Source organism: Pseudomonas germanica (assembly GCF_019614655.1).
GTDB classification, from domain to species: Bacteria; Pseudomonadota; Gammaproteobacteria; order Pseudomonadales; family Pseudomonadaceae; genus Aquipseudomonas; species Aquipseudomonas neuropathica.
In genome coordinates this window covers 1-22,230 of the sequence record NZ_CP071586.1, presented here as the reverse complement: position 1 = coordinate 22,230, position 22,230 = coordinate 1, and the positions used below count along the sequence as shown (strand labels likewise).

At 59.7% G+C, this 22,230-nt stretch carries 21 protein-coding genes; 13 read left to right on the top strand and 8 right to left on the bottom strand.

The window, feature by feature from the left end:
- Nucleotides 1–39: 39 nt before the first annotated feature.
- The gene (radC, locus tag J0G10_RS00105; protein ID WP_093429665.1) at nt 40–714 is read left to right on the top strand and encodes a RadC family protein; all 675 of its coding nucleotides are present in this window, start codon (nt 40–42) and stop codon (nt 712–714) included.
- Nucleotides 715–848: 134 nt separating this feature from the next.
- Here the strand turns inward: radC and J0G10_RS00100 are convergent, their stop codons facing one another.
- Nucleotides 849–2,435: an ABC transporter substrate-binding protein gene (locus J0G10_RS00100; protein ID WP_095049327.1), complete on the bottom strand. Its 1,587-nt coding sequence runs from the start codon at nt 2,433–2,435 to the stop codon at nt 849–851.
- Between the two features lie 448 nt (nt 2,436–2,883).
- Between J0G10_RS00100 and rpmB the strand changes: the two genes are divergently transcribed.
- Together rpmB and rpmG are read left to right on the top strand one after the other, a co-directional pair.
- Nucleotides 2,884–3,117, top strand: coding sequence for a 50S ribosomal protein L28 (gene rpmB, locus J0G10_RS00095; RefSeq protein ID WP_007920377.1), 234 nt, complete (start codon nt 2,884–2,886; stop codon nt 3,115–3,117).
- 11 nt (nt 3,118–3,128) lie between these two features.
- A complete protein-coding gene (gene rpmG / locus J0G10_RS00090; protein WP_003177274.1) occupies nt 3,129–3,284 on the top strand; it encodes a 50S ribosomal protein L33 in 156 nt (51 codons plus the stop codon).
- A gap of 180 nt (nt 3,285–3,464) precedes the next feature.
- On the opposite strand, the gene J0G10_RS00085 is transcribed toward rpmG, so the two are convergent.
- On the bottom strand, nt 3,465–3,827 hold the full coding sequence (locus J0G10_RS00085; protein ID WP_095049328.1) for a cupin domain-containing protein: 363 nt from the start codon (nt 3,825–3,827) through the stop codon (nt 3,465–3,467).
- Nucleotides 3,828–4,066: 239 nt separating this feature from the next.
- Between J0G10_RS00085 and J0G10_RS00080 the strand changes: the two genes are divergently transcribed.
- Complete coding sequence (locus tag J0G10_RS00080; protein ID WP_016985821.1) at nt 4,067–5,560, top strand: aldehyde dehydrogenase; 1,494 nt, start codon at nt 4,067–4,069, stop codon at nt 5,558–5,560.
- A 190-nt stretch (nt 5,561–5,750) separates the two neighbouring features.
- The gene (locus tag J0G10_RS00075; RefSeq protein ID WP_095125019.1) at nt 5,751–6,896 is read left to right on the top strand and encodes an MFS transporter; all 1,146 of its coding nucleotides are present in this window, start codon (nt 5,751–5,753) and stop codon (nt 6,894–6,896) included.
- An 88-nt stretch (nt 6,897–6,984) separates the two neighbouring features.
- Here J0G10_RS00075 and J0G10_RS00070 read toward each other — a convergent pair whose 3' ends face one another.
- Together J0G10_RS00070 and J0G10_RS00065 are read right to left on the bottom strand one after the other, a co-directional pair.
- Nucleotides 6,985–8,553 (bottom strand): phospholipase D family protein, encoded by a 1,569-nt coding sequence (locus J0G10_RS00070; RefSeq protein ID WP_095049330.1) that lies wholly within the window; start codon nt 8,551–8,553, stop codon nt 6,985–6,987.
- Nucleotides 8,554–8,613: 60 nt separating this feature from the next.
- Nucleotides 8,614–10,035: an aminotransferase-like domain-containing protein gene (locus tag J0G10_RS00065; protein ID WP_095049331.1), complete on the bottom strand. Its 1,422-nt coding sequence runs from the start codon at nt 10,033–10,035 to the stop codon at nt 8,614–8,616.
- A 178-nt stretch (nt 10,036–10,213) separates the two neighbouring features.
- On the opposite strand from J0G10_RS00065, the gene J0G10_RS00060 reads away from it, so the two are divergent.
- Nucleotides 10,214–10,459: a DUF1127 domain-containing protein gene (locus J0G10_RS00060; protein ID WP_220557167.1), complete on the top strand. Its 246-nt coding sequence runs from the start codon at nt 10,214–10,216 to the stop codon at nt 10,457–10,459.
- A gap of 114 nt (nt 10,460–10,573) precedes the next feature.
- On the opposite strand, the gene J0G10_RS00055 is transcribed toward J0G10_RS00060, so the two are convergent.
- Nucleotides 10,574–11,884 (bottom strand): NAD(P)/FAD-dependent oxidoreductase, encoded by a 1,311-nt coding sequence (locus J0G10_RS00055; protein WP_220557166.1) that lies wholly within the window; start codon nt 11,882–11,884, stop codon nt 10,574–10,576.
- Nucleotides 11,885–12,031: 147 nt separating this feature from the next.
- Here J0G10_RS00055 and J0G10_RS00050 point away from each other — a divergent pair, with 147 nt between their 5' ends.
- A complete protein-coding gene (locus tag J0G10_RS00050) occupies nt 12,032–12,385 on the top strand; it encodes a YkgJ family cysteine cluster protein (protein WP_064389779.1) in 354 nt (117 codons plus the stop codon).
- A 110-nt stretch (nt 12,386–12,495) separates the two neighbouring features.
- On the opposite strand, the gene J0G10_RS00045 is transcribed toward J0G10_RS00050, so the two are convergent.
- Nucleotides 12,496–12,984 (bottom strand): Lrp/AsnC ligand binding domain-containing protein, encoded by a 489-nt coding sequence (locus tag J0G10_RS00045; protein ID WP_003177284.1) that lies wholly within the window; start codon nt 12,982–12,984, stop codon nt 12,496–12,498.
- A 156-nt stretch (nt 12,985–13,140) separates the two neighbouring features.
- Here J0G10_RS00045 and dadA point away from each other — a divergent pair, with 156 nt between their 5' ends.
- From dadA to J0G10_RS00015, 6 genes are all read left to right on the top strand, one after another.
- Nucleotides 13,141–14,445: a D-amino acid dehydrogenase gene (gene dadA, locus J0G10_RS00040; RefSeq protein ID WP_095049334.1), complete on the top strand. Its 1,305-nt coding sequence runs from the start codon at nt 13,141–13,143 to the stop codon at nt 14,443–14,445.
- Nucleotides 14,417–14,770, top strand: a complete 354-nt coding sequence (locus J0G10_RS00035; RefSeq protein WP_042561737.1) for a RidA family protein — start codon at nt 14,417–14,419, stop codon at nt 14,768–14,770. Before dadA ends, J0G10_RS00035 begins: the two co-directional genes overlap by 29 nt.
- Before the next feature lie 94 nt (nt 14,771–14,864).
- A complete protein-coding gene (gene alr / locus J0G10_RS00030; protein WP_220557165.1) occupies nt 14,865–15,938 on the top strand; it encodes an alanine racemase in 1,074 nt (357 codons plus the stop codon).
- A gap of 88 nt (nt 15,939–16,026) precedes the next feature.
- The gene (locus J0G10_RS00025; protein ID WP_007920393.1) at nt 16,027–16,575 is read left to right on the top strand and encodes a cupin domain-containing protein; all 549 of its coding nucleotides are present in this window, start codon (nt 16,027–16,029) and stop codon (nt 16,573–16,575) included.
- 181 nt (nt 16,576–16,756) lie between these two features.
- Nucleotides 16,757–17,173, top strand: coding sequence for a c-type cytochrome (locus J0G10_RS00020; protein WP_220558818.1), 417 nt, complete (start codon nt 16,757–16,759; stop codon nt 17,171–17,173).
- 364 nt (nt 17,174–17,537) lie between these two features.
- Nucleotides 17,538–19,460 (top strand): acetyl-CoA hydrolase/transferase C-terminal domain-containing protein, encoded by a 1,923-nt coding sequence (locus J0G10_RS00015; protein WP_220557164.1) that lies wholly within the window; start codon nt 17,538–17,540, stop codon nt 19,458–19,460.
- A gap of 128 nt (nt 19,461–19,588) precedes the next feature.
- Here the strand turns inward: J0G10_RS00015 and J0G10_RS00010 are convergent, their stop codons facing one another.
- The gene (locus tag J0G10_RS00010) at nt 19,589–20,161 is read right to left on the bottom strand and encodes a xanthine phosphoribosyltransferase (protein WP_007920398.1); all 573 of its coding nucleotides are present in this window, start codon (nt 20,159–20,161) and stop codon (nt 19,589–19,591) included.
- A 59-nt stretch (nt 20,162–20,220) separates the two neighbouring features.
- The gene (gene rep, locus J0G10_RS00005; protein ID WP_220557163.1) at nt 20,221–22,230 is read right to left on the bottom strand and encodes a DNA helicase Rep; all 2,010 of its coding nucleotides are present in this window, start codon (nt 22,228–22,230) and stop codon (nt 20,221–20,223) included.

The following is a 22,230-nucleotide window of genomic DNA, read 5'->3' as shown; positions in this document are numbered from 1 at the left end:
CCGCTACGGAACAGCGGCGCCCACAGACAGGGAAGTGCTATGAGTATTCGCGATTGGCCTGCGGCGGAACGTCCGCGGGAAAGGTTGTTGGAACACGGGGCAGCGAGCCTTTCAGACGCTGAGTTACTGGCGATTTTTCTGCGCACCGGGTTGCCCGGACTAAGTGCTGTGGATCTGGCGCGCAATCTGTTGACTCAATTCGGCAGCCTGCGTTTGCTGCTTGAGGCCGATCAGGACGAATTCAGCAAACAATTGGGGCTCGGGCCGGCGAAGTTTGCGCAACTGCAAGCTGCTCAGGAAATGAACAGGCGGCATCTGGCTGAGAAATCACGGCAGAAACCAGCCCTGGAAAACCCTCAGGTCGTTCGCGATTATCTGAAATCGATGCTGCGTCACGAACCGCATGAGGTGTTTGGTTGCCTGTTTCTCGACTCCAAACATCAAGTACTGAATTTCGAGATACTGTTTCGCGGCTCAATCGACAACACCAGCGTGCATCCACGCGAGGTTGTGAAGCGATGTTTGGCCAATAACGCCGCTGCGTTGATCCTGTGCCACAACCATCCATCGGGGAACACTGACCCCAGTCAGGCAGATCGGCTGCTGACCAAGCGACTGCAAAAGGCACTGGAGCTGATTGATGTGCGGGTGCTCGATCACTTCATCGTCGGCGATGGTGAGCCGTTGTCGATGGCTGAGTGTGGCTGGATGTAAAGTTCAGGGGAAAAACGCTAAACCCCTGTAGGAGTGAGCCTGCTCGCGATAGCAATTTTCCAGTCACCGAATGGGTTGACTGAAATGACGCCATCGCGAGCAGGCTCACTCCTACACGTTATGTGCAGGGCAGGTTATTTCAGGTTTACCTTCGAATAGTCCTGGCGGCCAAAGGGGCTTACCGAGTAACCCTGCACGTCCTTACGTGTCAGCGCATAAGCGGTCGGATGCGCCAGCGGCAACCACAACGCCTGCTGCTGAATCTGCGCCTGCGCCTGCTCGTACAGCTTGGTGCGTACACCTTGTTCGCTGGTGGTCTTGCCGGCGCTGATCAGCTTGTCCAGATCGGCATTGCAGTAGCGCGCGAAGTTGGTGCCCGATTTGACCGCGGCGCAGGAAAACTGCGGTGTCAGGAAATTGTCCGGGTCGCCGTTGTCGCCGGCCCAGCCCATGAACAGCAGGTCATGCTCGCCCGCCTTGGCGCGGCGAATCAGTTCGCCCCACTCGATCACGCGGATTTCCGCCTGAATACCGATTTCCGCCAGATCCGATTGCAACAACTGTGCACCGAGGCTTGGGTTCGGGTTGAGCAGGCTGCCTGATGGACGCGTCCAGATGGTGGTCTGGAAGCCGTCTTTCAAACCGGCCTTGGCCATCAGCGCCTTGGCTTTGGCCACGTCATGCGGGTAACCCGGCAGGTTCTTCGCATAACTCCAGGTGTTCGGTGGGTAAGGGCCATTGGCCGCTTCGGCGGTGTCTTCGAACACCGCCTTGATGTAGTTGGCCTTGTCGAAGGCGAGGTTGATGGCCTGACGCACCTCTGGCTTGTCCAGCGGCGGATGCTGGCTGTTGATGCCAACGAAAGAGGTCATGAAGGCGTCAGTCTTTTCGACTTTTAGTGTCGGCTCTTTCAGCGCGGCCTGTACGTCCAAAGGTTTTGGCGACAGGGCGATCTGGCATTCGTTGCGCCGTAGCTTTTGCAGGCGCACGTTGGCGTCCGGGGTGATGGCGAAGATCAACGGGTCTACCGAAGGCTTGCCGCCAAAGTAATCCGGGTTGGCCTTGTAGCGAATCGCCGCGTCTTTCTGGAAGCGGTTGAACACAAACGGGCCGGTACCGATCGGCTGGCTGTTGAGCTTGTCCGTGGCGTTGGCCTTCATCAATTTGTCGGCGTATTCGGCGGAGTAGATCGAGGCGAAGCCCATGCTCAGTGTCGCCAGGAAGGTCGAGTCCGGGTGATCAAGGGTGAAACGCACGGTCAGCGGATCGAGCGCGTCGATCTTCTTGATCAGCGCTGGCAACTGCATCGATTGCGCATGGGGGAAGCCGCTTTGGGCGACTTTGTGCCACGGGTTGGCCGGGTCGAGCATGCGGTCGAAGCTGAATTTGACGTCTTCTGCGGTCAGCTCACGGCTCGGCCTGAAGTAGTCAGTCGTATGAAACTTCACCTGCGGGTGTAGCTTGAAGACATACGTCAGGCCATCGGTGCTGACTTCCCAGCTGTCGGCCAGGCTCGGCACGACTTTGCCGCTGGCGGTGTCGAATTCAACCAGACGGTTCATCAGCACGTCGGCCGAGGCGTTGGTGGTGGTCAGCGAGTTGTACTGCACCACGTCGAACCCTTCAGGGCTGGCCTCGGTGCAGACGCTCAGCGCGGCGGCCTGGGCCAGGGGGCTCAGCAGGAGCGGGGCGAGCAACAGGGGTAGGGCAGCGAGGCGCATGGTCGGTTTCCTTTTACAGATCGAAGGCCCATCTGCAAGTGCAGTCTGGAAAAGGCCTACCCTAGAGGTCTGGATTACAAATGACTATCCCCTTTTTGCATTTTCGGGGCACAGTGATGGCGGTTTTTCAGACCGCGGTGCGCGGTAAAAAGTCTGAATCGCCCGCAAGGGTGGTTTTCTGCGACGAGTGGTAAAAATCGATGCCAGCCTTTATCCAAGCCGTTCGCAGGCTGAAAAAGCGCCTTTTTGTGGATTGTTTGCACACCGAATGTTGTTGCTCTGAAGTCTTTCTGGTATAAAGCAGCGCTCTTTTCTAGGGGCCCGGTTCCTTCACTGTAGGTGTAGCCGGTAAGACCTCTAAAGAAACGCGGCGCCTGGCGCCAAATGACTGAGAGATTAAGCGGCCAACCCATGCCGGGTTGGGCATGTGGTTTTAGAGGGCTGAGGCATGTCGAGAGTATGTCAAGTTACCGGTAAGGGTCCGGTGACTGGGAATAACATTTCCCACGCAAACAACAAAACCCGTCGTCGTTTCCTGCCGAACCTGCAGCATCACCGCTTCTGGGTTGAAGAAGAGAAACGTTTTGTGCGTCTGCGCGTATCTGCCAAAGGCATGCGTATCATCGACAAGCGTGGCATCACTGTCGTGCTCGCCGAACTTCGCCGCGATGGCAAGATTTAAGGGAGCTAATCATGCGTGAATTGATTCGTTTGATCTCGAGCGCCGGTACTGGTCACTTCTACACTACCGACAAGAACAAGCGTACTACCCCGGACAAAATCGAGATCAAGAAATATGATCCGGTTGTTCGCAAGCACGTGATCTACAAGGAAGGCAAAATCAAGTAATTGATTTTTCCCGACTTACGAAAAAGGCCCGTATCTCACGATACGGGCCTTTTTTGTTGCCTCGGATTTTGTGTTTCCTGTTCTGGCCCTATCGCGAGCAGGCTCACTCCTAAATTGGAATGCGGTCACCTGTAGGAGTGAGCCTGCTCGCGATAGGGCCGGATCAGCCAGCGAAAATCCTCAAGCCTTCTGTTCAAAGATCACATAGATCTTGCGGCAAGCCTCAAGCACTTCCCAAGTGCCCCGAAACCCTGCCGGAATCACAAACCGGTCGCCAACGCGCAACGTCTTGGCATTGCCCTCGCCGTCACGCAGCACCGAGACCCCCTGCAGGATTTCGCAGTACTCATGCTCGGTGTAATTCACCGTCCACTGCCCGATCGCACCTTCCCAAACGCCAACGCCCATCTGCCCACAGGGGCTTTCGTACTGATGGAACACCGCTTGCTCAGGATCTCCCTTCAGCACCTTCGCCGGGTCCGGGCGATAGCGTTCGGCTTCGCTGCTGGTCAGGCTGATGTCGACGACGTTCTGGATGTTCATTGTTGTTATCCCCCGTGAATACGGCGCGATTGGCTGGAAAGGGTCAAAGTCTATGTTGATTAAAATCAACACCGCAAGGCCGTATGACCACCTTATGTCAAATATATTGAAACAACCCCGGCCGCTGGTTTAGGGTGGCGGGTGCCTCTGGCCGAAAAACCGGCTGGCCGGGCAGAATTCCTGAGGACGCTGGCGAAGATCGCGCGGCGCTCGTATTCAACAAGCGGAGGACACTCGAAATGACCACCCTGACTCGTGCCGACTGGGAACAACGCGCCCGCGACCTGAAAATCGAAGGCCGCGCCTACCTCAATGGCGAATACACCGACGCCGTCTCCGGCGAGACCTTCGAGTGCATCAGTCCGGTCGATGGCCGTCTGCTTGGCAAGATCGCCAGCTGTGACGCCGCCGACGCCCAGCGCGCCGTGGAAAACGCCCGCGCTACTTTCAATTCCGGCGTCTGGTCGCGCCTGGCGCCGACCAAACGCAAAGCCACCATGATTCGTTTTGCCGGCCTGCTTAAGCAGCACGCCGAAGAACTGGCCCTGCTCGAAACCCTCGACATGGGCAAGCCGATCAGCGATTCGCTGTACATCGACGTTCCGGGTGCGGCGCAAGCGCTGAGCTGGAGCGGTGAAGCGATCGACAAGATCTACGACGAAGTCGCCGCTACGCCGCACGACCAGCTGGGTCTGGTGACCCGCGAGCCAGTGGGCGTTGTCGGCGCCATCGTGCCGTGGAACTTCCCGCTGATGATGGCCTGCTGGAAACTCGGCCCGGCGCTGTCGACCGGTAACTCGGTGATCCTCAAGCCATCGGAAAAATCCCCGCTGACCGCCATCCGTATCGCTGCGCTGGCTGTTGAAGCCGGTATTCCGAAAGGCGTGCTCAACGTGCTGCCGGGCTACGGTCACACCGTCGGCAAGGCGCTGGCCCTGCACAACGATGTCGACACGCTGGTGTTCACCGGTTCGACCAAAATCGCCAAGCAACTGATGATCTACTCCGGCGAATCGAACATGAAACGCGTCTGGCTGGAAGCCGGCGGCAAGAGCCCGAACATCGTCTTTGCCGATGCGCCGGATCTGCAAGCGGCTGCCGAATCCGCTGCCAGCGCCATCGCCTTCAACCAGGGCGAAGTCTGCACCGCCGGTTCGCGTCTGCTGGTCGAGCGTTCGATCAAGGACACATTCCTGCCGATGGTGATCGAGGCGCTGAAAACCTGGAAGCCGGGCAATCCGTTGGATCCGGCGACCAACGTCGGTGCGCTGGTCGACACTCAGCAGATGAACACCGTGCTGTCGTACATCGAATCCGGGCACACCGATGGCGCCAAACTGGTGGCTGGCGGTAAGCGCATTCTTCAGGAAACCGGCGGCACTTACGTTGAGCCGACCATTTTCGATGGCGTGAGCAACGCGATGAAGATCGCTCAGGAAGAGATCTTCGGCCCGGTGCTGTCGGTCATCGCTTTCGATACGGCTGAAGAAGCGATCCAGATCGCCAACGACACGCCGTATGGCTTGGCCGCTGCGGTATGGACCCAGGACATCTCCAAGGCGCATTTGACCGCCAAGGCACTGCGCGCCGGCAGCGTGTGGGTTAACCAGTACGATGGTGGTGATATGACCGCACCGTTCGGCGGCTTCAAGCAGTCGGGTAACGGTCGCGACAAATCGCTGCACGCGTTCGACAAGTACACTGAGCTGAAAGCGACGTGGATCAAGCTGTAAGCCGTTAGGAGGGTCTGTTCGCAAGAGCAGATCCTCCAGACGAGGCAGATCCCTGTGGGAGCGAGCCTGCTCGCGAAAGCGGTGTATCAGTCAGCCCATGTGCTGAATGTGCAGTCGCATTCGCGAGCAGGCTCGCTCCCACATTTGTTTGATGTGGCCTCTAAAAAAATAATCCACAGGAGCGTGGAACATGCGGTGGGCGACGTATTTCGCCGTGTTGGCGTCTGTCTTGAGTGTCGGCCTGGCCCTGGGGGTCAGCATGCCGTTGGTGTCGTTGCGCCTCGAAGGTTGGGGCTACGGCTCCTTCGCCATTGGTGTAATGGCAGCGATGCCAGCAATTGGCGTGTTGTTGGGCGCGAAGATTTCCAGTCATCTGGCGGCACGTTTCGGCACGGCGAACCTGATGCGCCTGTGCCTGTGGGCCGGGGCGCTGTCGATCGGTCTGTTGGCGTTGCTGCCGAGCTACCCGATCTGGCTGGTGCTACGGCTGATGATCGGGGTGATCCTGACCATCGTGTTCATCCTCGGCGAGAGCTGGATCAATCAACTGGTGGTCGAGAACTGGCGCGGGCGACTGGTGGCGCTGTATGGCAGCAGCTATGCGTTGAGCCAACTGTCGGGTCCGTTGCTGTTGGGCGCGCTGGGTACCGAGCATGATTACGGTTTCTGGGTCGGTGTCGCTTTGCTGTTGCTGTCGCCATTGCTCTTGCTGGGTCGCAGCGGTGCGCCGAGCAGTGAAGCCAGCAGCGTAACGTTCAAGGAATTGTGGGGCTTCGCCCGTGAATTGCCGGCGATTGCCTGGGCGGTGTCGTTGTTCGCCGCATTCGAGGCGATGATCCTGACGTTACTGCCGGTGTATTGCCTGCAACAGGGCTTCACTGCCGAGATTGCGCTGGCGATGGTCAGCACGGTGGTGGTGGGTGATGCGCTGCTGCAACTGCCGATTGGTGCGCTGGCCGATTATCTGTCACGGCGTACGCTATTCGCCGGTTGTGCGGTGGTGTTGATGGTGTCGAGTCTGGCGATTCCGCTGTTGCTCGACACGCTACTGATCTGGCCATTGTGGGTATTGTTCGGGGCGAGTGCCGGTGGTTTGTTCACTCTGTCGCTGATTCTGATTGGCGAGCGTTATCGTGACGATGCGCTGGTGCGGGCGAATGCGCACATTGCGCAGTTGTGGGGTGTCGGTTGTCTGGTCGGGCCGCTGGCCGCGGGGGCGGGCAGCCAGTGGATCAGTGGGCATGCGTTGCCGTTGTTGATGGCGATCGGAGCGTTCGGGTTGGTGATATTGCTGTTGCGCCAAGGTGCATTTGGCGCAGTTACTGAGCCTGCCTGACATCAAAAGATCGCAGCCTTCGGCAGCTCCTACAGGAGGAATACACTTCAACTGTAGGAGCTGCCGAAGGCTGCGATCCTTTGCTTTTTTAAAGCATTCGCTCAAGCCCTACCGTGGTGCTGAACCACGCATTGAACCGCCGCCACCAACTCCCCGGCTCCTTGGTCAGGGTGTGCATCTGGCCGTTGTCCTCAGTGATCCAGACGATCTGGCCATCCTGTAACTTCGCCTCGTAACTCAGCGCCGGCGCCATCCCCTGCAAGGCCAGCTCACGCACATGCTCGGCCAACTCCGGACTGTCGACCAAGACCCCAACCTCGGTGTTCCACAACACCGAACGCGGGTCGAAGTTGAACGAGCCGATAAACGACTTCTGCCGATCAAAGATCATCGCTTTGCTGTGCAAGCTTGAATCAGAGCCGCGAAACGATTTGCTGTAAAAAACATGCGGGCCACTGCCGTAGTTATCCCCAGGCTGACGGCGCAGTTCATACAGTTTCACGCCATGCTCCAGCAACGCTTTGCGATACGGCGCATAGCCGCCGTGCACCGCTGGCACATCGGTGGCTTCCAGCGAGTTGGTCAGAAGGCTTACCGAGACGCCGGCATCGGCACGACCGGTCAGGTAAACCAGCCCTGGCTGGCCCGGCACGAAATACGCCGAAATCATGATCAGTTCTTTGCTGACGCCGCGCAGCTCCGGACCCAACTGCGTGGTTAACAGCAATTGCGGATCCGGCTCACCCTTGGCCAAGACCTTGCTCGGCGCATCCCACAGCGCCTGATTCCATGCCCAGATCAGCTCTTTGCGCCAGATGTCCATGCGCGGTGCGGTCTTGAACGTCATCAACTGCTGGTACAGCGCGTGATTCTGTTTGCGGGTTTCCTCCAGCGATTCTTCCAGGCGTGTGCGGGTGTTCTCCAGGTCCTTGACGGTCGGTTGGCTGGTAAGGAATTCGTCGATCGGTTTGCTCAGGGCGCTGTTCCAGTACTGGTCGAAACTGTGCCCGAGCTGCTCGGCCACCGGCCCGACACTGAGCATATCGATGTCGGTGAAATTCAGGTTTGGCTCGGCGTCGAAATATTCGTCACCGAGATTGCGCCCGCCGACGATGGCCACGCTGTTATCCGCCAGCCACAACTTGTTGTGCATGCGCCGGTGTTGCAGCGACAGGTTGAACAAGCGGCCTGCCGCGCGGGTGACGCCGGTGCTGCGGCCCAGATGCAGCGGGTTGAACAGACGAATCTGGATCTGCGGATGCGCCGCCAGCGTGGCGATGATCTGGTCCAGACCGTCGCTGGTGGTGTCGTCGAGCAGAATGCGCACGCGCACGCCGCGATCGGCAGCCTTGAGCAGTTCCTCCACCAGCATTCGCGTGCTGATGCCGTCATGGACGATGTAGTACTGCAGATCAAGGCTGGTCTGGGCGTTGCGGATCAGTTCGGCGCGGGCGGTGAACGCCTCGCTGCTGTTGGACAGCAGGCGAAACCCTGAGCGGCCATGGTAGGGCGCCGCTTGCGCCTGAATCGAACGACCGAAGCTGGAATCGGATGCCGGCAACGCCTGACTTGGCTCGCGCGGGACATCGAGACTGGCACAGCCGCTCAGGAACGAGGCGAGTAACAGCGAAGCGAGTAGGGGCTGTCTGAAGCTCACGTAGGATCATTCCGGTTGGCGGCAAGGGTCGGCATATGGACGCGGTTCTCTGGAAAAAGGTCAGTCGGCTTCCGCCAGCAATCTGACAGCGGTCTCGCCGACCTTGCGCACCGCCTCTTCGATCTGCGCTGTCGGTTTGGCAGCGTAGTTCATCCGCAGGCAATTGCGGTACTTGCCTGAGGCGGAAAAGATGCTGCCGACGGCAATCTGTACGCCTTGGTCAAGCAACTCGCGATTGAGTTTCAGGGTGTCGAAACCTTCCGGCAACTCGACCCACAGCATAAAGCTGCCTTGCGGCCGGCTGGCGCGGGTGCCCGCCGGAAAGTAGCGGGTCACCCAATCGATCATCAGGTCGCGACTGCGCTGGTATTGCGTGCGCATGCGCCGCAAATGCGGTTCGAAATGGCCAGCCTTGAGAAATTCGGCGATAGCGATCTGCGGCTGCGGCGCGGTCGAGCCGGTGCTGATGTATTTCATGTGCAACACCCGCTCAAGGTATCGACCCGGCGCGACCCAGCCAATGCGCAGCCCCGGCGCAAGGGTCTTGGAAAACGAACTGCACAACAGCACACGGCCGTCTTCGTCGAAGGATTTGATCGTGCGAGGGCGCGGGTAGGTGTAGGACAGTTCGCCATACACGTCGTCCTCGATGATCGCTACGTCGAAGCGCTGCGCGAGGTTGAGCAGGGCGCGTTTGCGCGACTCCGGCATGATGTAGCCGAGCGGGTTATTGCAGTTGGGCGTGAGCTGGATGACCTTGATCGGCCATTGTTCCAGTGCCAGTTCCAGCGCTTCGAGGCTGATCCCGGTGAGCGGGTCGGTGGGAATTTCCAGGGCTTTCATGCCCAGGCCTTTGAGGGTCTGCATGGCGCCATGAAAGCTTGGCGAGTCCACCGCGACAATGTCTCCCGGTTCGCAGATCGCGTGGATGCTGGTAGACAGCGCTTCGTGGCAACCGGTGGTGATCACCAGATCGCTCGCGCTCAACTGGCAGCCGGAGTCGAGCATCAGTCGAGCGATCTGTTCGCGCAGTTCTAGAGTGCCGTGGATGTTGTCGTAATACAGACCGGGCATGTCCTGACGGCGGCTGATCCGCGCCAGCCCACGCAGCAAAGGCTTCATCGTCGGCGAGCTGATGTCCGGCATGCCACGACCCAGTTGCACGACATCCTTGCGCGGCACCGCACGAATCAACTCCAGCACTTGATCCCACTGCGAAATCTCCACCGGGCGCTGCGCCGGACGGCCGACGGCGGGCAGCTCCGGCAGTTCGCGGCCGACCGGCACAAAGTAGCCGGACTTGGGTTTCGGCGTGGCCAGGCCGCTGTCTTCGAGCACGCGATAGGCTTGTTGCACCGTGCTCAGACTGACCCCGTGTTCGACGCTCAAGGCGCGCACCGATGGCAGCCGGTCACCTGGGCGATAGAAGCCGTTTTCGATGCGCGTGCCGAGCAATTCGGCGAGGTTTACATAAAGGGTCATGGCGCTGCCTCGGTGCGGTGATTCGATAAACCAGTACAGATCTCGCAAAAATCGACAATTCAGTCGACAAAGCGGCAAATCTGTATGGAGTTAATACAGTGTCTTTGAATCTGTAATGGTTTTGCTCGCCCGCGCATCATGGAATCTCTGGCTACCCAAGTAAACAGGAGCATTGAAAATGAACGGCTTGAGCGATGTGCGGTTGACGTTACACGGTCAGGAACTGGCGGCAGGGCAGAATGACAGTGCGCGCAATGAGATCATGCGCAATGCGCCGTCCGGCCTGAGTCGCTGGAGTCTGTTGTGGCATCGTCTGCACACGCGCAAGGCGTTGCTGGCGCTGACGGCGGATCAGCTCAAGGACATCGGGCTGACGCGTGAGCAGGCGCAGGAGGAGGGGTTGAAGCCGTTCTGGCGGATCTGACAACCACTGATCGCTCCCACGCTCTGCGTGGGAGCGCCGCGCCGGACGCTCCGCGTCCGCTGTGACGCAGAGCGTCACTGGATGCATTCCCACGCAGAGCGTGGGAACGATCACTCAGACCAACTCTTTAAGGCGATGCCACAACATCCCCAACGCCAACAACGGCGAACGCAAATGCTTGCCGCCCGGGAAGGTGATGTGCGGCACCTTGGCAAACAGATCAAAGCCCCCGCTTTGCTGCCCGCTGATCGCTTCGGCCAATAACTTGCCCGCCAGGTGCGTGGCATTCACCCCGTGGCCTGAATAGGCCTGGGCGTAATACACGTTCGGCTGGTCCGCGAGCCGGCCAATCTGCGCCAAGCGGTTCGCGCCGATACCGATCATGCCGCCCCACTGATAGTCGATTTTCACGCCAGCGAGTTGCGGGAACACTTCGAGCATCTTCGGCTGCATGTAGGCGCCGATATCCTTTGGATCGCGTCCCGAATAGTGGCAGGCGCCGCCGAACAGCAAACGACGATCCGCCGAGAGTCGGTAATAATCCAGCGCGACACGTTGGTCGCAGACCGCCATGTTCTGCGGCAGCAGGTTATGCGCCTGTTCTTCGCTCAACGGCTCGGTGGCGATGATGTAGCTGCCCGCGGGCAGGACCTTGCCGCTGAGTTGCGGATTCAGATCACTGAGATACGCGTTGCAGCCAAGCACGAGGGTCTTGGCGCGCACCGAACCTTGAGCTGTATGGACTTTGACTTCAGGGCCGTAATCGATACGCGTCACTGCCGAGTGTTCAAACAGTTTAACGCCCAGTTGCTGCGCTGCTGCTGCTTCGCCCAAGGCCAGGTTCAGCGGATGCAGATGCCCGGAGCCCATGTCGATCAAGCCGCCGACATAGCGTTTGGAACCGACCACCGTGTGCATGTCGTGGGCTTGCAGCAAGCGGGTTTCGTAGCGATAGCCAAGGCCACGCAGTTCTTCGGCGTCTTCGGCAAAGCCTTCGAGGTCGGACGGTTTGTTGGCGAGGTCGCAATAGCCCCAGGTCAGGTCGCAGGCAATCTGAAAACGCTCGACGCGCTGGCGAACGATTTCCACTGCTTCCAGGCCCATCAGTTTCATCTCGCGCACGCCGTCGGCACCGATGACGTTGGTGAACTGATCGAGGCCGTGACCGACGCCGCGAATAAGCTGCCCGCCGTTGCGACCGCTGGCGCCCCAACCGATCTTGTGCGCTTCCAGCAACACCACGCTGAGGCCGCGTTCGGCCAGTTCCAGCGCCGTGTTCAACCCGGAAAAGCCGCCGCCGACCACACAGACGTCGGCCAGCACGTCACCTTGCAACACCGGGTGATCGGGCTGCGGCAGGCTGCTGGCGGCGTAGTAAGAGGCAACGTGGGGTTGGCTCGCGGAGGTAAAGGCGCGGGCAGTCATGGGCGTCATCCAACGGCTAAGTGTCGAGAAAATTTGACGGAGCATAAGCCGCACGCCCGAATGTGGGCAACATTGGTCGGCCTGCGGTGTCTGGATCTCGGCTTTTGCGGCACAATTGTCGCCTATTCCTCCTCGGTCATCGCTGCAATGAGCTGCAACAGCCAGAAAATCCGCACCTTGCGCCAGCAGATACCCTCGTTCGAGTGCGTGCCCGGCTGCCACGATTGCTGCGGCCCGGTGACCACTTCGCCGGAAGAAATGGCCCGCCTGCCACGCAAGACCCGCGCCGAGCAAGATGCGGCGATGGAAGAGCTGAACTGTGTGCACCTGGGGCCGAACGGCTGCACGGTGTATGAAGAGCGGCCGTTGATTTGCCGTTTGTTCGGCACGACCAAGACCTTGCCTTGCCCGAATGAGCGGCGCCCGGTGGAGCTGATTCATCCGAGAGTGGAGAAGCAGATATTCGAGTACATGGCGGCGAATCGGCAGGTGTTGGTTTAGCGCGTTCACTCGGAACCGAGTCGACGCCATCGCGAGCAGGCTCGCTCCCACATTTGGAATGCATTTCCCTGTGGGAGCGAGCCTGCTCGCGAATGGAGCGCCAGCGATCTTCAATCCGGAATAGGTAAGCTCAAGCTCTCTTTAACCTCTTCCATCACGATATAGCTCTTCGACTCGCGCACATGCGGCAGCTTCAGCAGAATGTCGCCGAGCAGCTTGCGGTAAGACGCCATCTCGGAAATCCGCGCCTTCACCAGATAGTCGAAATCCCCCGACACCAGATGACACTCCAGCACGTGCGGCAACTTCAGCACCGCGCGTCGGAACTCCTCGAAAGTGTCGCCGGATTTGTAGTCGAGGCTGATCTCGACGAACACCAGCAAGCTACCCTTCAAATGCTGCGGATTCAGCCGGGCGTTGTAGCCCATGATGATTCCTTCGCGCTCCAGACGCCGTACTCGTTCGGTGCAGGGCGTGGTAGAGAGGCCGACCTTTTCCCCAAGTTCGGTAAAGGAAATCCGCCCGTCCGCCTGCAGGATCCGCAAGATATTGCGGTCGATCTTGTCCAGCTCACGTTTGGTCTGAGTGTTGGTACGCATAGGGGATGCGCCTCCGTGAAAAGGGTTTTTGCCGAGAATTGTCGCCAAATATAGGCGCTTATATAGTGAAAAGCACTGGCATTTCTTTTTTACACTGCGCGCATCATTGCTCTAACAACAGACGTACGCGGCCCCGCCGCGATGAGGGATACAAAAATGCGCGTAATGGTCTTGGGTAGCGGCGTCATCGGTACCGCCAGTGCTTACTATCTGGCCCGTGCCGGGTTTGAAGTGGTGGTGGTCGACCGACAGCCAGCCGCGGCCATGGAGACCAGTTTCGCCAACGCCGGCCAGGTCTCGCCGGGCTACGCCTCGCCGTGGGCCGCGCCGGGCGTGCCGCTGAAGGCGATCAAGTGGCTGTTGCAGCGCCACGCCCCTCTCGCGATAAAAGCCACCGCCGACATCGACCAGTACCTGTGGATGGCGCAGATGCTGCGCAACTGCACCGCCAGCCGTTACGCGGTGAACAAGGAGCGCATGGTGCGTCTGTCCGAGTACAGCCGCGACTGCCTCGATGAATTGCGCGCCGAAACCGGCATCGCCTACGAAGGCCGCAGCCTCGGCACGACTCAGCTGTTCCGCACCCAGGCACAACTGGATAACGCCGCCAAAGACATCGCCGTGCTGAAAGAATCCGGCGTGCCGTTTGAAGTACTCGACCGCGCCGGCATTGCCCGCGTAGAGCCGGCCCTGGCGGGTGTCACTGACATCCTCGCCGGTGCCCTGCGCCTGCCGAATGACCAGACCGGCGACTGCCAGATCTTCACCACGCGCCTCGCCGAAATGGCCGTGAAACTCGGTGTCGAATTCCGCTTTGGCCAGGACATTCAGAAACTCGACTACGCCGGTGATCGCATCAACGGTGTGTGGATCGACGGCAAGCTGGAAACCGCTGACCGCTACGTACTGGCGCTCGGCAGCTACTCGCCGCAACTGCTCAAACCGCTGGGCATCAAGGCCCCGGTGTATCCGCTCAAGGGTTACTCGCTGACCGTGCCGATCACCAACCCGGCAATGGCCCCGACCTCGACCATTCTCGACGAGACCTACAAGGTCGCGATCACCCGTTTCGACAACCGCATCCGCGTCGGTGGCATGGCCGAGATCGCCGGTTTTGACCTGTCGCTGAACCCGCGCCGGCGCGAAACCCTGGAGATGATCGTCAACGACCTTTATCCTCAGGGCGGTAATCTGGCTGAGGCAAGTTTCTGGACCGGTCTGCGTCCGACCACCCCGGACGGCACGCCGATCGTTGGCGCCACACCGTTCAAGAATCTGTTCCTCAACACCGGTCACGGCACGCTCGGTTGGACCATGGCGTGCGGCTCCGGTCGTTTGCTGGCCGATCTGATGGCGAAGAAAAAGCCGCAGATCAGCGCCGAAGGCCTCGATATTTCCCGTTACGGCAACAAGACCCAGGAGTCCGCAAAACATGGCAATCCAGCGCCAGCTCACCAATGAGCGCATGAGTCAGATCGTCAGCCACAACGGCACCGTGTATCTGGCCGGGCAGGTCGGCGACGACTTCGACGCCGGGATTGAACAGCAGACTCGCGAGGTACTGGCCAATATCGAGCGCTTGCTCGATCTGGCTGGCACCGACAAACAGCATCTGCTCTCGGCGACGATCTACCTGAACGACATCGAGGCGCACTTCGCCGGGATGAACTCGGTGTGGGACCAGTGGCTGCCAAAAGGTGCTGCCCCGGCCCGTGCCACCGTCGAAGCGAAGATGGCCAAGCCGAGCATTCTGGTGGAAATTTCCATCGTCGCCGCGCTGCCGTAACCGTTGTAAAGATCCCTCTCCCGGCGCTGTTGGCGGTTCACGTCGTCAGTCGGCGCCGGTTTTTCTTCCCATGACCGCCTAGAAGTCTGCCGCCATGCGTCCTGCCCGTGCCCTGATCGACCTAGAAGCCCTGCGCCACAACTACCGAATTGCCCGCGAAGTCACTGGTGCCAAGGCGCTTGCGGTGATCAAGGCGGACGCCTACGGCCATGGCGCGGTGCGTTGCGCCCAGGCACTGGAAGCCGAGGCCGACGGTTTTGCCGTCGCCTGCATCGAAGAAGCGCTGGAGTTGCGCGCGGCCGGCATCAAGGCCCCGGTGTTGTTGCTCGAAGGCATCTTCGAAGCCGATGAGCTGGCGCTGGTTGTCGAGCATGATTTCTGGACCGTGGTGCATTCGCTGTGGCAGCTCGAAGCGATCGAGCAGGCGACACTGAGCAAGCCGATCACCGTGTGGCTGAAGCTTGATTCGGGCATGCACCGCGTTGGTCTGCATCCCAAGGATTACCCGGCAGCCTACCAACGGCTGCTGGCCAGCGGCAAAGTGGCGAAGATCGTGTTGATGAGCCACTTCGCCCGTGCAGATGAGCTGCACGCGCAGAGCAGCACCGAACAAGTCGCGGTGTTTGAAGCGGCGCGTCAGGGCCTGGCGGCGGAAGTCAGCTTGCGCAACTCGCCGGCTGTGCTCGGTTGGCCGCAGATTCACAGCGATTGGGTGCGCCCGGGCATCATGCTTTATGGTGCGACGCCGTTTGAAGAAGCCAACGCTGTGGCCGAGCGCCTGCAACCGGTGATGACCCTCGAATCGAAAGTCATCTGTGTGCGTGAGCTGCCCGCTGGCGAGCCGATCGGCTACGGCGCCAAATTCATCACCGACAAACCGATGCGCATCGGCGTGGTCGCCATGGGGTACGCCGACGGCTACCCGCGTCAGGCGCCGACCGGAACGCCGGTACTGGTGGCGGGTAAACGCAGCCGGATTCTCGGTCGCGTGTCGATGGACATGCTCTGCATCGACCTCACCGATGTGCCTGAAGCTGGCCTCGGTTCGAGCGTTGAGCTGTGGGGCAAAAACATCCTCGCCAGCGAAGTGGCGCAGTGGGCCGACACCATTCCGTACCAGATCTTTTGCAATCTGCGCCGAGTGCCAAGGCTCTATTCCGAGGGTTGACGCCGCTGCGGGGGCCAAGTGTTGTAAATACTGAACGCTGTCGCCATGATAACGCTCAATATTCTTACAACATCAGGAGGCTCCCGCCTTGGACGTCGGTGAACGACTGCAATCGATCCGCAAGCTCAAAGGGCTTTCCCAGCGTGAACTCGCCAAACGCGCGGGCGTCACCAACAGCACCATTTCGATGATCGAAAAGAACAGCGTCAGCCCTTCGATCAGTTCGCTGAGGAAGGTACTGGGCGGGATTCCCATGTCCATGGTCGAGTTCTTTTCCGAAGAAATCCTGCAGGAAGTCCCGACCCAGATCGTCTACAAGGCCAATGAGCTGATCGACATCTCCGACGGCGCCGTGACCATGAAACTGGTCGGCCGCGCGCACCCCAGCCGCGCCATCGCCTTCCTCAACGAAATCTACCCACCGGGTGCCGACACCGGCGAAGAAATGCTCACCCATGAAGGCGAAGAAACCGGGATTCTGGTGGAAGGTCGTCTGGAACTGGTGGTGGGTCTGGAAACTTTTATTCTCGAAGCCGGCGACAGCTACTACTTTGAAAGTACCAAGCCGCACCGTTTTCGTAATCCGTTCGACGCGCCTGCGCGACTAATCAGCGCAGCCACGCCGGCGAATTTTTAACAAAGAGGTGCCAAGCCATGATGGCAAAGGCATCCGGACCGTTTATCTACCGTGCGGTATAACCCCTTCGACTATGGGGTTGTTTCAGTGTGGCGGGCTACCCGCTATACTTCCGCCCGCCTGCGAACCGTGGCCGCAGGCGTGAATAGCCACCATTGAGGGTGAACGCGTGAACCTAATTATGAAAATGCTGGCCGCACCAGCAACCGTACTGGCCCTCTGGGCTGTCAGCGCTCAAGCTGCGACGAATGACGACATTGCCAAACGCCTGGAGCCGGTTGGCCAGGTGTGTGTACAAGGTCAGGAATGCAAGGGGACGGAAGTTGCCGCTTCCGCAGGCGGCGGTGGCGGGGCGAAAACCCCGGATGAGGTGATTGCCAAGCATTGCAATGCTTGCCACGGTACCGGGTTGTTGGGCGCGCCGAAGATCGGTGACACCGCAGCGTGGAAAGAGCGTGCTGATCATCAGGGTGGCCTCGACGGCATCCTGGCCAAGGCCATTACCGGCATCAATGCCATGCCGCCGAAAGGCACCTGCGCCGATTGCTCGGATGATGAGTTGAAGGGCGCGATCCAGAAGATGTCTGGCCTGAAGTAAGGCGCACTTCTGACGAAAAAAACCGTCTTCGGACGGTTTTTTTGTGGGCGCGATTCAAGAACCCCTCACCCCAGCCCTCTCCCGGAGGGAGAGGGGGCAGACCGAGTTGTCTTTCGTCCGACATCGACCTGAAACATCAAGTCGATTATGGATTCGGCAAAGCAGGTTCACGTCGGCGTACCTCTCCAATATCCCCCAATCAGTCCCCTCTCCCTCCGGGAGAGGGCTAGGGTGAGGGCAAACAATCTCCAGTCATAAAAAACTCCCGTGGCCGACAATCGTCCAGGAATTTGGGCTGTCCTTTGCAGCAAACTCAAGGCAAGCTCGGTCTACCCCTATTCACGGAACGGGCAGGAGGCTTCAGATGGTGCAGTTGTGTTCGATCGAACAGGCGGTGGACGACGTGCTGGCGCGGTTGCCGGCGCATATCCACATGGGCATGCCGCTGGGGTTGGGCAAGCCCAATCACTTCGTCAACGCCCTGTACCGGCGGATCAAAGGCCTGCCCGAGCGGCAACTGACGATCTACACTGCCCTGTGCCTTGGCCGTCCGAACCTGGGCGATGGTTTGCAGAAGCGCTTTATCGAACCCTTCGTCGAGCGCGTCTTCGGTGACTATCCGGAATTCGATTTCCTCGCCGACCTGCACCGCGACAGCCTGCCCGCCAACATCCGCATCGAACAGTTCTTCATGCAGCCCGGCAGCCTGCTCAACAGCGCGCCGGCCCAGCAGGATTACGTCAGCAGCAATTACAGCCACGCCGCCCGCGACATCAACGCCGCCGGGCTCAATCTGGTGGCGCAATTACTGGCCAGCAGCAGCGAGCATCCCGATCGACTGAGCCTGAGTTGCAATCCCGACATTACCCTCGACCTGTTGCCGATGATCGCCAAGCGCCGCCACGCCGGGGAGACCATTTTGCTGGTCGGTCAGGTGCACACCGATCTGCCGTACATGCCCGGTGATGCCGAAGTCGATATCGACACCTTCGACCTGCTGATCGACGCGAAGGACAGCAGCACGCTGTTTTCCACGCCGAACATGCCGGTGGGCTTTCAGGATCATTTCATTGGCTTGCACGCCAGCACGCTGGTGCGCGACGGCGGTACATTGCAGATCGGCATCGGCTCGATGGGCGATGCCCTGACCGCCGCTCTGCTCGCCCGTCAGGCAGATAACGCCGGATACACAGCGTTACTCAATGACATCAACCTCAGCCAGTGGGCGCAATTGATCGAACGCGAGGGCGGCACGGGGCCGTTCGCCAAAGGCCTGTACGGTTGCAGCGAAATGTTCGTCAACGGCCTGCTGGTGCTGGCGGATGCCGGGATCATCCGCCGCAAGGTCTACCCCGATGTGCCAACGCAGGAACAGGCCAACGCCGGCACCCTCGACGAGGCGGCGCAGACTGACGGCATCTCGGTGCACGGCGGTTTCTTCCTTGGCCCGCGCAGTTTCTACGAGCGCCTGCGTGAGTTACCGCAGAGCAAACGCCTCGAATTCAACATGACCCGCATCAGTTACATCAACGAGTTGTATGGGCAGGAAGAGCTCAAGCGCTTGCAGCGTCTTGACGCGCGATTCATCAACACCGTGTTCACCATGACTTTGCTCGGTGCCGGTGTGGCGGATCAACTGGAGGATGGACGGGTACTCAGCGGTGTCGGCGGGCAGTACAACTTCGTCGCGCAGGGCCACGCGCTGCACGATGCCCGATCGATTCTGATCCTGCGTAGCTGGCGCGAATCCGGTGGTGACGTCAGTTCCAACATCGTCTGGGAATACGGCCATTGCACGATCCCACGGCATCTGCGCGACATCGTCGTGACCGAGTACGGCATCGCTGATCTGCGCGGCAAAGCCGACGCAGTAGTGATCGAGTCGCTGCTGAACATTAGTGACTCGCGCTTCCAGCAGGGGCTGATCGAGCAAGCGCAAAAGGTCGGCAAGCTGCCAAAGGATTTCCGCCTCGACCCACGCTTTGCCGATAACACACCGCAGCGTCTGCAGGCGATCGCCGCACGGCATCCGAACCTGTTTCCGGAGTATCCGCTGGGCTGTGATTTCACTGCGATCGAACGGGATTTGCTGCGGGCGCTGAACTGGCTGAAGAGCAAATTCAAACTCACCGAAATCCTCGATCTCGGCAAAGCAGCCCTCGATGCGCCCGAGGCATCGCTATACCCCGAACACCTCGAACGCATGCAGCTGACAAACCCGGAAGGCCTGAAAGAAGACCTCTTCCAACGCCTGCTGCTCACCGGCCTCAAAGCCACCACCCAATAACTGCCTGACCCAAAACAACTGTAGGAGTGAGCCTGCTCGCGATAGCGGTGTTTCAACCGACGAATATATCGACTGACACTACGCTATCGCGAGCAGGCTCACTCCTACAGGGGGGCTGCGGTGTGGCTTTATTCGATGAAAGTGACCACGCCATCCTTCAGCGATTTCACCCGAGCCAGCGATTCAACGCGGTAGCCCTGCGAATCCAGTTCGGCGCGGCCGCCCTGGAACGACTTCTCGATCACGATGCCCAGACCGGCAACGGTTGCGCCCGCCTGCTTGATGATCGAGATCAGCGCTTGTGACGCCTTACCGTTGGCCAGGAAGTCGTCGATGATCAGCACGCGGTCGCTGCTGGTCAGGTGGCGCGGAGAGATCGCCACGGTGCTTTCGGTCTTTTTGGTGAAGGAGTAAACGGTCGCCGACAGCAGGTTTTCGGTCAGGGTCAGGGACTGTTGCTTGCGGGCGAAGATCACCGGCACGCCGAGGTTCAGACCGGTCATGATCGCCGGGGCTATCCCTGAGGCTTCGATGGTGACGATCTTGGTGATGCCCGAGTCCTTGAACAGCGAGGCGAATTCGTCGCCGATCAGCTTCATCAGGGCCGGGTCGATCTGGTGGTTCAGGAAGGCGTCGACCTTCAGGACCTGGTCGGAAAGCACAATGCCTTGTTCGCGGATTTTCTGGTGCAATGCTTCCATGAAGCTGTCCTCTTTTGGCGCTTTGTGCGCCGAAGGTCTAGTAAAAAAAGTGGTCAATTCTAGCGCTTTAACATCGCGCGTATATCAGCCAATGCGCTATTGCCACGCACGACTTTGACTTCGGTCGGTGTGTCGTCGTTGCCTTCCCAGGCCAGATCGTCCGGCGGTAGCTCATCGAGGAAGCGGCTCGGCGCGCAGTCGATGATCTCGCCGTACTGCTTGCGCTTGGCGGCGAAAGTGAACGCCAAGGTCTGGCGCGCGCGGGTGATGCCCACGTAGGCCAGTCGGCGTTCTTCTTCGATGGTGTCGGCTTCGATGCTGGAGCGGTGCGGGAGGATTTCCTCTTCCATGCCCATGATGAACACGTAAGGGAATTCCAGACCCTTGGACGCATGCAGCGTCATCATCTGCACGCCTTCGGCGCCATCCTCCTCTTCCTGCTGACGTTCGAGCATGTCGCGCAGGACCAGTTTGCCGATGGCGTCCTCGACGGTCATTTCGCCTTCTTCGTCCTTTTCAAGGGTGTTTTTCAACGCCTCGATCAGGAACCAGACGTTGCTCATCCGGTAATCGGCCGCCTTGTCGCTGGAGCTGTTGGTGCGCAGCCAGTTCTCATAGTCGATGTCCATGACCATGCTGCGCAGCGCCGAGATCGGATCCTCGCCGGCGCACTGCTCACGGACCTTGTCCATGAAGCGTTTGAAGCGCGACAGGCGATCGGTGAAGCGGCTGTCCAGATGTTCGCCCAGACCGATTTCGTCGGTGGCGGCGTACATCGAAATTTTGCGTTCGGTGGCGTAGTTGCCGAGTTTTTCCAGGGTGGTCGAGCCGATTTCGCGGCGTGGCACGTTGATCACGCGCAGGAAGGCGTTGTCGTCATCCGGGTTGACGATCAGGCGGAAGTAGGCCATCAGGTCTTTCACTTCCTGGCGGCCGAAGAAGCTGTTGCCGCCGCTCAGGCGGTACGGCACCTGGTGGTGCTGCAGCTTCAGTTCGATCAGCTTGGCCTGGTAGTTGCCGCGATAAAGGATGGCGAAATCGCTGTACGGACGGTCGGTGCGCAAGTGCAGGCTGAGGATTTCCATGGCCACGCGCTCGGCTTCGGCGTCCTCGTTGCGGCAGCGGATCACGCGGATCTCGTCGCCGTGGCCCATCTCGCTCCACAGCTGCTTTTCGAATTCGTGCGGGTTGTTCGAGATCAGCACGTTGGCGCAGCGCAGGATGCGGCTGGTGGAGCGGTAGTTCTGCTCGAGCATCACCACTTTCAGGGACGGATAGTCGTCCTTGAGCAGCATCAGGTTTTCCGGCCGCGCGCCGCGCCAAGCGTAGATCGACTGGTCGTCGTCGCCGACCACGGTGAACTGGTTGCGCTTGCCGATGAGCATTTTCACCAGCAAATATTGGCTGGCGTTGGTGTCCTGGTATTCGTCGACCAGCAGGTAACGCACCTTGTTCTGCCACTTTTCGAGGATGTCGGCATGTTCTTCGAAGAGTTTTACCGGCAGCAGGATCAGGTCGTCGAAGTCCACAGCGTTGAACGCTTTCAGCGTGCGCTGGTAGTGGGTGTAGACGATGGCGGCGGTCTGTTCCTTGGGATTGCGCGCGTTCTCCAGCGCCTGAGGCGGCAGGATCAGGTCGTTTTTCCAGGCGCCGATCATGTTCTTGATCTCGTCGACGCCGTCGTCTCCCGCGTACTCCTTCTGCATGATGTCGGTCATCAGGGCTTTGACGTCGGTCTCGTCGAAGATCGAGAAACCGGGTTTGTAGCCCAGCCGCACGTGTTCCTTGCGGATGATGTTCAGACCGAGGTTGTGGAACGTGCAGACGGTCAGGCCGCGACCTTCGCCGGCCCGCAGCAGGGTGCCGACCCGCTCTTTCATCTCGCGCGCGGCCTTGTTGGTAAAGGTCATGGCGACGATGTACTGGGCACGGATGCCGCAGTTCTGGATCAGGTGCGCGATTTTGCGCGTGATCACGCTGGTCTTGCCGGAGCCAGCACCGGCGAGCACCAATAGAGGGCCGCCGACGTAGTTCACGGCTTCTTGCTGCCGGGGATTGAGTCGGGACAT

Coding starts and splice junctions, on each gene's coding strand:
- radC (WP_093429665.1), top strand. CDS start 40: ATGAGTATTCGCGATTGGCCTGCGGCGGAACGTCCGCGGGAAAGGTTG.
- J0G10_RS00100 (WP_095049327.1), bottom strand. CDS start 2,435: ATGCGCCTCGCTGCCCTACCCCTGTTGCTCGCCCCGCTCCTGCTGAGC.
- rpmB (WP_007920377.1), top strand. CDS start 2,884: ATGTCGAGAGTATGTCAAGTTACCGGTAAGGGTCCGGTGACTGGGAAT.
- rpmG (WP_003177274.1), top strand. CDS start 3,129: ATGCGTGAATTGATTCGTTTGATCTCGAGCGCCGGTACTGGTCACTTC.
- J0G10_RS00085 (WP_095049328.1), bottom strand. CDS start 3,827: ATGAACATCCAGAACGTCGTCGACATCAGCCTGACCAGCAGCGAAGCC.
- J0G10_RS00080 (WP_016985821.1), top strand. CDS start 4,067: ATGACCACCCTGACTCGTGCCGACTGGGAACAACGCGCCCGCGACCTG.
- J0G10_RS00075 (WP_095125019.1), top strand. CDS start 5,751: ATGCGGTGGGCGACGTATTTCGCCGTGTTGGCGTCTGTCTTGAGTGTC.
- J0G10_RS00065 (WP_095049331.1), bottom strand. CDS start 10,035: ATGACCCTTTATGTAAACCTCGCCGAATTGCTCGGCACGCGCATCGAA.
- J0G10_RS00060 (WP_220557167.1), top strand. CDS start 10,214: ATGAACGGCTTGAGCGATGTGCGGTTGACGTTACACGGTCAGGAACTG.
- J0G10_RS00055 (WP_220557166.1), bottom strand. CDS start 11,884: ATGACTGCCCGCGCCTTTACCTCCGCGAGCCAACCCCACGTTGCCTCT.
- J0G10_RS00050 (WP_064389779.1), top strand. CDS start 12,032: ATGAGCTGCAACAGCCAGAAAATCCGCACCTTGCGCCAGCAGATACCC.
- J0G10_RS00045 (WP_003177284.1), bottom strand. CDS start 12,984: ATGCGTACCAACACTCAGACCAAACGTGAGCTGGACAAGATCGACCGC.
- dadA (WP_095049334.1), top strand. CDS start 13,141: ATGCGCGTAATGGTCTTGGGTAGCGGCGTCATCGGTACCGCCAGTGCT.
- J0G10_RS00035 (WP_042561737.1), top strand. CDS start 14,417: ATGGCAATCCAGCGCCAGCTCACCAATGAGCGCATGAGTCAGATCGTC.
- alr (WP_220557165.1), top strand. CDS start 14,865: ATGCGTCCTGCCCGTGCCCTGATCGACCTAGAAGCCCTGCGCCACAAC.
- J0G10_RS00020 (WP_220558818.1), top strand. CDS start 16,757: ATGAAAATGCTGGCCGCACCAGCAACCGTACTGGCCCTCTGGGCTGTC.
- J0G10_RS00015 (WP_220557164.1), top strand. CDS start 17,538: ATGGTGCAGTTGTGTTCGATCGAACAGGCGGTGGACGACGTGCTGGCG.
- J0G10_RS00010 (WP_007920398.1), bottom strand. CDS start 20,161: ATGGAAGCATTGCACCAGAAAATCCGCGAACAAGGCATTGTGCTTTCC.
- rep (WP_220557163.1), bottom strand. CDS start 22,230: ATGTCCCGACTCAATCCCCGGCAGCAAGAAGCCGTGAACTACGTCGGC.